The organism is Sphingorhabdus sp. (assembly GCF_046596595.1).
Taxonomy (GTDB): domain Bacteria; phylum Pseudomonadota; class Alphaproteobacteria; order Sphingomonadales; family Sphingomonadaceae; genus Sphingorhabdus_B.
Genome location: NZ_JBKJMB010000085.1, coordinates 1 through 10,821 on the forward strand (window position 1 = coordinate 1; position 10,821 = coordinate 10,821).

8 protein-coding genes are annotated in these 10,821 nt (G+C 54.1%); 3 read left to right on the plus strand and 5 right to left on the minus strand.

The window, feature by feature from the left end; all coding sequences use genetic code 11:
• Window positions 1-46: 46 nt before the first annotated feature.
• Window positions 47-1,360: an NRAMP family divalent metal transporter gene (locus ACLL9E_RS08110; protein WP_411291233.1), complete on the plus strand. Its 1,314-nt coding sequence runs from the start codon at window positions 47-49 to the stop codon at window positions 1,358-1,360.
• A gap of 31 nt (window positions 1,361-1,391) precedes the next feature.
• Here the strand turns inward: ACLL9E_RS08110 and ACLL9E_RS08115 are convergent, their stop codons facing one another.
• Window positions 1,392-2,666 (minus strand): NupC/NupG family nucleoside CNT transporter, encoded by a 1,275-nt coding sequence (locus tag ACLL9E_RS08115; protein WP_411291234.1) that lies wholly within the window; start codon window positions 2,664-2,666, stop codon window positions 1,392-1,394.
• A 206-nt stretch (window positions 2,667-2,872) separates the two neighbouring features.
• Here ACLL9E_RS08115 and ACLL9E_RS08120 point away from each other — a divergent pair, with 206 nt between their 5' ends.
• The gene (locus tag ACLL9E_RS08120; protein ID WP_411291240.1) at window positions 2,873-4,813 is read left to right on the plus strand and encodes a TIR domain-containing protein; all 1,941 of its coding nucleotides are present in this window, start codon (window positions 2,873-2,875) and stop codon (window positions 4,811-4,813) included.
• Between the two features lie 32 nt (window positions 4,814-4,845).
• Window positions 4,846-5,109 carry a hypothetical protein gene (locus tag ACLL9E_RS08125; protein WP_411291235.1) on the plus strand — a complete coding sequence of 88 codons (264 nt, stop codon included), beginning with the start codon at window positions 4,846-4,848 and terminating at the stop codon, window positions 5,107-5,109.
• Between the two features lie 155 nt (window positions 5,110-5,264).
• Here ACLL9E_RS08125 and ACLL9E_RS08130 read toward each other — a convergent pair whose 3' ends face one another.
• The 4 genes from ACLL9E_RS08130 to ACLL9E_RS08145 all read right to left on the minus strand — a co-directional run bounded on the left by ACLL9E_RS08130 (window position 5,265) and on the right by ACLL9E_RS08145 (window position 10,221).
• Window positions 5,265-6,353, minus strand: a complete 1,089-nt coding sequence (locus ACLL9E_RS08130; protein ID WP_411291236.1) for a S1 family peptidase — start codon at window positions 6,351-6,353, stop codon at window positions 5,265-5,267.
• 106 nt (window positions 6,354-6,459) lie between these two features.
• Window positions 6,460-8,376 carry a hypothetical protein gene (locus tag ACLL9E_RS08135; RefSeq protein ID WP_411291237.1) on the minus strand — a complete coding sequence of 639 codons (1,917 nt, stop codon included), beginning with the start codon at window positions 8,374-8,376 and terminating at the stop codon, window positions 6,460-6,462.
• A gap of 77 nt (window positions 8,377-8,453) precedes the next feature.
• Complete coding sequence (locus ACLL9E_RS08140; protein ID WP_411291238.1) at window positions 8,454-9,020, minus strand: hypothetical protein; 567 nt, start codon at window positions 9,018-9,020, stop codon at window positions 8,454-8,456.
• Between the two features lie 127 nt (window positions 9,021-9,147).
• Complete coding sequence (locus tag ACLL9E_RS08145) at window positions 9,148-10,221, minus strand: AI-2E family transporter (protein ID WP_411291239.1); 1,074 nt, start codon at window positions 10,219-10,221, stop codon at window positions 9,148-9,150.
• Window positions 10,222-10,821 lie beyond the last annotated feature (600 nt).

Consider the following 10,821-nt stretch of genomic DNA (forward strand, 5'->3'; position numbering starts at 1 on the left):
TTATCTTCCAGCTTGCCTCGCTTGTGCCTGTGGTACAACCTAGATCATGAACGATAGCCCGCATACGCCGCAAACCAGTAATGCGGTGCCTGAAAAGCCACAGGCTCAATCAATCCGAGCGCGTTTTTTTCGGACGCTCGGACCCGGGCTGATCACGGGTGCGGCCGATGATGACCCCAGCGGTATCGGCACGCATAGCCAAATTGGCGCACAATTCGGGTACGGACTTGCTTGGACATTTGTCCTTAGTTTTCCTCTAATGGTGGTGATTCAGCAAGTGGCCGCGGAAATCGGCCGTGTGACCGGGGGCGGCATCGCTCAAAATCTACGCCGCCATTATCCACGCCCGCTGCTATGGACGATGGTATCGCTGCTGTTGGTTGCAAATGTCATCAATCTTGGTGCCGATCTCAGCGCAATGGGGGCCGCATTGGTTTTGCTGATCGGCGGTAACGCAGCATTTTATACGTTGCTATTCGGTGTCCTGTGCATCGTGTTGGAGGTCACTTTGAGTTATCCGCGCTATGCGTCGATACTTAAATGGACGACGCTTTCACTTTTCGCATATGTCGGTGTTGTCGTTGTTGCGGGTGTACCGTGGGGCCGAGCTTTGACAGCATTGGTCGTTCCCGAACTGCAATGGAATGCCGCATATGCCACTGCGATGGTTGCCATTCTTGGCACAACAATCAGTCCGTATTTATTTTTCTGGCAAGCGGGCCAAGAAATTGAAGAACAGCATCGCCACCATGCAAAACCATTATGCATTGCGCCGCGTGACGCAGGACCTGAGCTTAAGCGCATTCGCACAGATACGCTTGTCGGGATGGCATTCAGTTCGATCGTTTCACTCGCAATTGTGTTCGCAACCGCCGCAACATTAAATGCAAATGGTATCACAGATATCGAGACATCATCGCAAGCTGCCGAAGCCCTGCGCCCGATTGCTGGCTCGTTTGCTTTTGCCATGTTTGCACTCGGTATCATCGGAACTGGATTGTTGGCCGTTCCAATATTGGCGGGATCCGCCGCATACGCCGTGACCGAAATGGTGGGCAAGGCAGGTAGCCTCGATGCCAAACCGCTGAAGGCCCGGCTGTTCTATGCAACTATTGCCCTGACGACGCTTGCAGGGGCTGCCCTCACGTCCGTCGCAATAGACCCTGTTCGCGCACTTTATTGGGCGGCTGTGGTCAACGGGGTACTGGCGGCACCTTTGATGGCGATGATGATGCTGATAGTCCGTAATAAACGTGCTATGGGGCGCCTAACCCTTTCGCCAATGGCGACGGTGATGGGATGGTTTGCAACTTTCGTAATGGCCGCAGCTACTGCGCTCTTTTTTGCATTTACCCTGTAGCACTTGTGGGCGAAGATTGCATCGAAAGACATCAGACCAGGGTCACTACACCAATCACCGCTCCAGTCATCAAGGAAGCCATATTGCCGGCAACCCAGCTTTTCATGCCAAGCTTTGAGACTTCCGCCCTTCGCGCTGGGGCCAAAGTAGCTATAGTAGAAACCAGCAAGCCGACGCTCGCCAGATTTGCTACCCCGCAGAGCGCATAAGTGATAATCAATTTGCTGCGCGCGTCGAAGGTATCGGCTGGCAAAGCCGCCAGATCAAGATAGGCAACATATTCATTCAAAATGGTCTTTGTACCCATCAATGCACCAGCATTGGGTGCCTGATCCCACGGAATACCGATGCTCCACATAAGTGGCGCAAACAGCCAACCGAACGCGCGTTTCAGGGTCAGCGGCTGGCCCTCAATATAAGGCAACCACGCCAGCATCTGGTCGGTCAGATTGACGAGCGCAAACACGACGATGATGATACCAATGACCGCCAGGACCAGCGTCACCCCCTCCATGGTTCCCCTGATGATGGCATCCATGCTGCTCTCATACTTCAAATCCGGTTCGGCGATGTCTGCGCTTATTGTTCCGTCTCCGGGTACCATCAGGCGCGCAATTAAAACGGCGGCAGGTAGCGAAATCAGGGAGGCTACAATCATGTGGCCCACGGCATTGGGAACTGTCTTTGACAGCGTGGTCGCATAAAGGACAAGTATTGCGCCTGAAATCGTGGCCATGATCAGTACCATGATCATAAACAGTTCCGACCTGCTCATCCGTTCGAACCAAGCCCTGAGGACGAGTGGGGACTCAACGACCCCAAGAAACATCGTTGCACCGCCGCCAAGGCCAACCACGCCGCTGACGCCTAATGTTTTCTGCAATGCCCATGACAGGCCGCGGACAGCGGCCCGCAGCACGCCCCAATGCCACAACAAAGCCGAGAGCGCGGAAAAAACGATAATTAAAGGCAATATCTGAAATGCTACGATGACTGGCGGTTCTACACCGGGTTTCAGCATGAACGGGATCGGGGCGCCGCCGGTATAGCCGAACATATAACTTGATCCCACCAAAGTGGCCTTCTCGATCGATGACACCGCATCATTCACATAGCCAACCAGGGTCCAGATAATAGGAACCCGCGTCACAGCAAGTGCGATGCCTATCTGCAAAAAAAGGGCGCCCAATATCCATAGCCAGCTTGGGCGGGCGGTACGATCCTCGGACAGCGCCCACGCCAGCAGCAGCACAATCGATATGCCGATCACGCCTTGGAGCTGTTCCAAAATATTTATCAAATCCATCGGAATTCCCACGCTGCACCAAATGTAACCGGCTCCCCAAACCTTCTGCTTATGACATTAGGGAGTATCCTCCCTAGTACACAAGCTGTTAGCCCAGATGGAGCGCAAAAAACGATCATTGTAACTGACCCAAAAATATGTGACAAAATCGTGCGCTTCAGCTTGCGGTCCAGCGGGCCTGAGCGTTAGGGGACAAGCAGGACGTGATGGATAGCGACCCGCGAGACAAAACCGTTAATCCCGGCCCTTCAACGATATTTTTTAGCTATGCGCGGGATGACCAAGCGCGCGCTCTTCCCATTATCCGGCTGATTGAGCAAGCGGGATTTTCCGTCTGGTGGGACGGCTTGTTGGAGGGTGGAGAGAGATTTTCGCGCACCACAGAGGACGCGCTTGACCGCGCGAGGGCGGTCGTTGTCCTTTGGTCAAAAACGTCGGCGCAGTCGCACTGGGTGCATGATGAGGCCACGCGTGGCCGCGACCGCCGCGTCCTCGTTCCTTTATCACTTGACGGCTCGTCGCCGCCGCTTGGCTTTGGCCAGTTTCAGGTGATTGACCTTTCAAAATCAAAGATGAACGCAAATGACGTCGGCATTGCGCGAATGGTCCGAGCCATCGCGGCCATGCATGGCGACCAATCAGGACGTGTGCTTCCCAGACCCGTTCCTTCAGCACCCGGCATTGACCGTCGCACAATGATTGGCGCAGGATCAGTCGCACTGCTTGCCATCGGCGGATATGCAACATGGCGTGCAGGGTTTTTTGGCAACAACAAAATCGCTAACCGCCTCGCCGTGCTGCCATTTGATAATATTGGCGGCGATCCCAGTCACCAATATGTCTCAGAGGGACTTGCGAACACCATACGCGCGACGCTCTCCCAAAATGGCGCGCTTCAAGTCATTGGCCAAGCCTCGTCGGAAGTCTTTGTTCGGGGCAAGGACGATGCGGTTGCCTTTGCGAAAAAGCTAGGCGTAGGCCTCTTGATCGACGGCGCGGTGCAGATTGTGGCCAATCGATTAAGCGTAAACATTAGCGTCATTGACGGTTCTACCGGAGTGAGCCGGGCTAGCCGCACCTTTGACCAGAGCATGGGGGATATATTAGCGGTTCAACGAGAAATCGGACGCGCCATTGCAGCAGAGCTGAGCAACCGGATCGGGTCTGCGGGAGCCGCCCGAATGCTGATTGGTGGAACAAACAATGTCGTCGCCTTTGATCACTATCTGCGCGGCAAAGACCTATATGCCCACGCGGGAAACGAAGCAGAAGAACGCCAAGGCGTCGCACAATTCGACGCTGCAATTGCAACGGACCCGCAATTTGCTTTGGCTTATGCTGGCCGCGCAAACGCGCTTGCTTCGGTGGCGGCGAGCTACGGCAGTGCAACCGAGATTAAAGCGTATAACGGTGCAGCCATTGAATCTGCCCGGCGCGCTATTGACCTCACGCCACGCCTTGCCGATGCGCATTCAGCACTGGCGCTTATATTGTTTCAAGGGCAGTTTGATGCAAAGTCTGCGCGGGCTCCATTTGATCTTTCTCGCGAACTAGGTGACGGAGATGCACCGGTGCTTGCGCGTTTTGCGGCATTTTGTGCCTCCACTGGCCGACATGACGAGGCGTTGCCCGCTATCAATCGGGCGGTCCTGCTGGACCCGTTAAATGCGCTCATTTACCGTATTCTGGGAACTGTCCATTTTGCGGCAAAAAGATATCCTGAAGCAATCACTGCCATCCAAGAAGCCCTTGAGCTGAGTCCAAACTTGCCCGACACCCATAGTCGGATTGGCATGGTCTTGCTGGCCCAAAACAAAAACCGCGACGCGTTAGCCGCTTTTCAGGCAGATACACATAAATGGTCGAAAATGGCCGGGGTCGCTATCGCCCAACATCGGTTAGGGGACCGCGCCAGTGCCCAGTCTGCCATGACTGAACTTTCTAACGACACAGATACAGTCTCCTTTTACCAACAAGGTCAGGTTTGGGCGCAATGGGGAAAGCCCGGCGAGGCGATGGTTGCATTGCAGCGCGCCCGCGTCCAGCGCGATGCCGGATTGATTGCCGGACGATATGATCCGATGCTCGCGCCATTGCGCGCGCGGCCAGATTTTATTGAGTTGCTTAAATCGATGGGATTTGATTAACTCACGCTCTCTGAATGAGGGGGAGAAGACCAATGCAAAAATTGACCAGTATAGCTGCTACTCTGGCGGCCATCATTACACTGAGTGCTTGCCAGCCTGCCGCCAAGGAAGAGGCCGCAGCGCCTGAAACGACGGAAATGCCAGCTGCAACGACCGAAGCAGCGCCTGTGGCTGAAGTTCCTGAGGCTGCGGACGCTGCGAAAGCCGACGAAGCCGCAACCGCCGCTACTGATGAGGCAGGTTCACCCGGCGAAGCAGGAGCGGAACACACTGGCGGTATCAAGGTCGGGCAATAACAAATTCAGCGCGCGGGCGGTGTGATTGCACCCGCCCGCCCGCTATATTCTAAATGCACCATCGATTTTCATTCATCGGCAGCGCAGACGAAAATCGGAAATTTCGAGCAGCCGACAACTGATTTCGCTAGCCGCATGCGCCATTGATTATTGGATTAACGCACTGCTCCTCCCGTGACTTGCGTAATCCAAGGCAAATAGGCTCCAACACGGGTATAGACACCGGGTACGCCATCATTGGCACATGATTTGCCTCCCCCGCTTACGATACCGACCAGCTGGTTAGATGTATTAACGAGTGGCCCTCCGCTGTCATTGGTGCAGGTTTTACGCCCCGGTGCGGCGGCACAAACAACGCGTGTGTCGATCAAACCTACACGGGCTTTGACGCATTCGGGACGAATAACGATATTGAGGGCAACTTTCAACATGATGGCATTGCTGCGATTTCCGCTATTGGCAACACGGCCCCAGCCGAAGGCCGTCACAGCTTCCGAAGGCGCAGCATCGGCACCCCTGAAAAGCATTATCGGGCGAACCTGCGTTTGCGGCGGGTCTGCTTGCTGTTGGTCCTTGATGATGTGGATCAATGCAATGTCGCCACCCTTAAACGCAATATACTCGGGATGACGGATAACCTTATCAATTTTGAACGTCCACCCGCCCTCAAGGTCAATGCGCTCTTGTCCGAGACGCACGCGGTAGCCTTCGCGCATCATGCCATCATCGATACAATGCGCGGCGGTTAACACCCAGTTTGGCGCAACAAGTGCACCGCCGCAAAAATGCTGCAATACCCAAGGTTCCTCGCCAGCGGCAAGCTGAGGTTTCCATACATCAGCCACCTTTGGATAATATATTTGCGCTTGCCACGGGGCAGCAGCATCGGCGACCCGGACGCCGCCCAATGACCGGGGAACCAGGGTCCCGGTTGTGGGGCGTGCCTCAACCAGCGGCAAGCCGGGAGGAGCGCGCAATTTAGCTTCGCCGGGATTGCCTTCAGCATACGGCTCGGTAGCGTCGACAGGCAATTCGTCTGGTGAAACGACATCATCCGGCCAGATGTCATCGCTGTCTTCAACGACATAATATTCCGTGTCACCGGCATCTTCCTGACTGCCTGGGTCAACCGCATCGCCATCCGACTGCGCGGGTTCCGCTGCATTGTCTTGCGCCTGAGCCGCATTGTCTGGTTGGGTCAGCAGCGCCAGCAGCACGGCAACACACTTAGATAGGTTGGACATCCCCCGCCCTCCAATAATCACAGTATTTAGCAAGTAGGCGCTTGCCGGAATAATAAGTCAAGCATGCTGTAAACCGACCAAATCCGCGTTCCGCGCGCGCACGTCATTACACCGGGACAGAGATATGTTTTCCTCCGAACACATCCTGCCAATGCTCAATTTCGGACACGACAATTTCGTCAACGGCACGCGCGATGTTCGCGACTCTGCCATAATCCAGTTCGTCATCAGGAGCCGAAAGTAAAGTGGCTGTACGCCGTTCGATGGCCTCCAACCGATGTGCCGTTGATTCCGAGATAGCGGCAAAGCGTCCAAAATCGGCAAAATAGTGAATACCAGCGAGCGCACCGCCAAGGGTCGGCAATGCCACACCCAAGAAAGTGAACAGCTTTGAAGCGTGCCGAACATCTTGCGTCGGCAACATCCCGGCCGCGGCCGCAGCTTCAGTCCCGAGGTAGAAAGCCACAGTCAGCATAGCCAGCAAAAATAAATATTCAGAAATACGCTCCAGCCGGTGATTGATGCGTTCGAGCCGAATTGCCTTTGCCAGATGGTACCTGCGTTGCGCCGACACATGCTGCCCGATCCAGTTTTCCAGCGCGATCCGCAATGTTGCCTGATCAATTACCGCGTTTGGCAGACCAATTTCACGCAGAATGGAGCATACGTAATCCTCGGGCCAGTCTGTGTCGGAACTGCGCGGCCAAGACCCAGTTGGCCGGGCAACGCCCAAAAGCAGCATGAACGGCGCATGGCGCAGATATTCAGCAACGCGCCTGGTTTGAAACCAACGTCCATGCCAGTCGCGTCTCCGGCCAATCACGATGACGAGCAGGATCGTAGCGAGCAGTGCAAATTCGAACAGCGCGAAGGGCCATTTTAGCGCAGCGTCAAAAAAAGGCAGATACGCAATTCCTCCAATGACGGCAAAGGCCGCCAGCAGCAAATTTGCGACCATACCCCCACGATATGCATCCGACAGATAGGTCGCAATCGTATCAGCCCGTGCGAAGCGGCGGACAATTTCTGTCTCGGTCTTGGCAATCAGGTTGCTGTCAGATGTAGCCAGGGTTTTTGCCGAATTCAAAAGAGAAGCAGCGTCATTGGACACGACCTCGTCCTCAGGCGAATATCGCTGAGTGAGAGATCCAAAAGCGCCTGACATACCACTCCCGAATATTGCCTCAATTCTCCTATAGGCGTGGAAACGTTTCCGGCTTCTCGTAGGTGGAGAATGCGCGTCCAAAAGCGCAGCTCCGGTGCTGCTTTCATCATGCGGCACTAGAGACCCAACAATCGTTTCGACAGCCTCGGCATCCTTTAACAGTGGTAATTGCCATCGGCTTGCGAGCGCCTCTATGGCATCGAACAAGCGCCATTCAACGGGATTGCTGGCATTAATCCAAAGCACGCGGATGCCCATTTCGAGCGTCCGCGCTATCGTATGCTTCGTGCCACCGACTGGTCCGGGACTATGGCCATCCCACACCGCAATGAGCAAGTCTATTTGATCGATCATGGCCTGTCCGGCCAAAGCGGCGCGGTCGGACGCTGACACCGAAAAGCCAAGAACTGCATCAGGGGATATTGGCAACTGCAAGGAGTCCAGAAACATCTGGGTCATTCTTGCATCGCGTTCAGCAAGCTCAAAACAAGTCGCGCGGGACGCAAGATCGCTAATCCGTTTGGCGTTGGCCGCAACTACAGGATCGGATGCGGTCAAACCCTGCAACATGTTGCGGGCATCTTCAACGGTCTGCGGCTGGGCGTTGATAGCAGCGTTCAAACCCTTGCCAAATGGCAAAGGAGCAGTCACTTGCCAGCCTCTACGCAGGGCTATCTCGACCGCCATAAGGTCCGTGCCAAGGGCAAGAAGCGCATGCAGTCGCGGCTTTAATTCTTCAATCTTGGATGAATCAATGGCAGCGAATACGATTTCTAAGGCGCCCTCTATCCCCGAAGCGTTGTCGCTGTAGGCAAGATTATTAGCTCGATGGCCTGTAATGCCCACGCTCAATCGCATTATACGGTCCCTCATCCGCCTAGCTTGTTGCACATCTCACACGCCATCTGGCAATGCAACCATTGCGCACAGTGAAGCTATTTCTGTTTTGAGCGTGTTTGATTTAGGGTTGCATAGACAGCAGCCGCACTCGCCACGAGCATGGTGCCCAAATATTCCTGTATCGCCCCCCAATAAAAAACTGGATGTCCTCGCACAAGATCTTCGTCAAAATGATGAAATGATGCCGCGCGCAAAAGAACAAAAAGACCAATCATGCCCAACCCAACGATGGCCAAGCGGACCGTGATATGTGTGCGCCGGGTCAACCACAGCATTAATATTGCGGCGATGGCTGCAGCGACTGATAATCCGATGATGAACCAATATTGTGCCTTTCGGTGTTCGCCATACCAACCATTTTGAATTGCATTTTGCCGACCAATTGCGGTTAGCAATGTTTGTAAATCCAGCAATTCATTCACGGCCAAAAAAACCAATAGACCGGCGGTGAGGCGCCAAAAAAATTCTTCGCGTGGCGCAAGCCTTATTCGGGCCTGCTTCGCGGCCCAAATCGACATGACAGTTGCGAACAGATTGACAGCTACGTTTACCCAATCAGCCGCATCGGCGTTAGAAATGGAGCTTTGCCATTCGCTTATCACTTCAGGTCATTCCTTATATCATTCTCATCGTGGGCACCTCCGGATCAGACGTCACCTCGACGTCATGCAACGTTGTTTCGCTATCCTGAGTTTCGAAGGCACCAGCAACGGTCTGTCCACCGATCGATCAATCTCCATCAGTATCACGCTTGATGACGTCCTTCCCGAGCATGCCCACAACGTAAAGACGTCGCACTGCGACAAACACCACAACAGTCAATGGGGCGGCAAGCAATATCCCCAAAAACCCGAACAACACGCCAAAGGCGAATACCGCAAATAGGAGAACGGCGGGTGGCACATCAACAGCGCGCTTTTGGATCATAGGCTGAAGGAGGTTGCCCTGAAGCTGCTGAATTACCAGAAACAGCAGTAGCGTCCAAAGGGCTGCCATCGGCGAGACTGTGAAAGCCAATAGGACAGCAGGCACGCCTGCAATGATCGGACCAACCATTGGAATAACATCAAGTAGCCCTGCGACAATCGCCAAACCGCCAGAGGCAGGAACCCCGAGAAAACCAAGACCCGCCCAAGTCAGCGCGCCAACCACCACCGACGATATGGCTTGGCCCAACATCCAGCCCGTAAGACCGTGTCTGGCTTCGTCCAATGTCTCTCCAACAGATACTTCGGCCTCTGCAGGCAACAGCAATAACAGTCCCCGGCGATATACGTCCGGGTTGCTTGCCAGAAAGATTGCACCGACGAGAACCAAGACAAAATCCGCTAAACCACTGCCTGCTGCGATGGCGTATCCCCCGGCCCGGGCAACCAGCGCCGATGCATCATTCGAACCGCTGCTGATCAAATTTCGCGCCTGATCGCCAAGTCCATATCGGTCGAGAAACTCTTCAAAGCCTCGCAAGGCGGTCGGCAATGTCTTTTGGAGTGTCGCAAACTCACCTGCAATTTGTGTCCCGAACAGTGCAAAAGCACCGACAAATAACAGAATCAGCGAGAGGACTGATATCGAGAGCGCAAAATTCCGGCTCATTCCAGTCTTGCGCCGGATCCCGCCAGCCAGCACATCGAAAATTGCCGCGATAGTGATTGATGCGAAAACGAGCAGTAACAGTTGAGTGAGTTCAATCATCAGCCACGCAGCACCCACAATTGTAATGACGATTACCGCAGCCCGGGCGATTTGGGCGGACCCAAGATTTCCAGATTTCTGCGATTTCTGTTCACGGGGGTCATCCACTGCTTGGCACCTTTAAGATGTTATTTGTTTTACGCTGAACATATGGATGCCGTTTGGCAACGAAATTGCGCTCTACAGTGTCGTACAACACTGAGCCAAACTTGCGGGATACCAGGGCATGTAGCCTTAAATTGACATCCAAAATACCAGCCCACTTATGACGCCCCATAACAGCAGAGATGATCCGATTATTATCCAAATCCGCATACCAATGGGCAGGTTTTCTGACGAAACGCGTGGGGGTTGATCTTCCCCTGTGTCCTCAGATAGTGGAGCGTCTATCAGCTTTAGGACAGACTCGGCAGAGCAAATATTCCCATCTGACATTGGTTGGAATTTTGTCAGATCCGGACTTTGCGCCGCTATGAAACTGCAACCCGCGAACGGCCTGCTTATCCAGAGGATAACGGCTGTCCTAAAGCTCTCGTCTGAATGATAGATTTCGATGAATTCACCCACAGATATAACCGCTTCCGTTTCGATCACAAAATCGGTGCAAACCGTATCATAGAATTCGACGCGGGATAACGAATCTGGTTCAGTTTCACCGACGGAGAATATCTTGTGTCGGCAACGGTCATTTTCCGTCGAAGTTTCGAA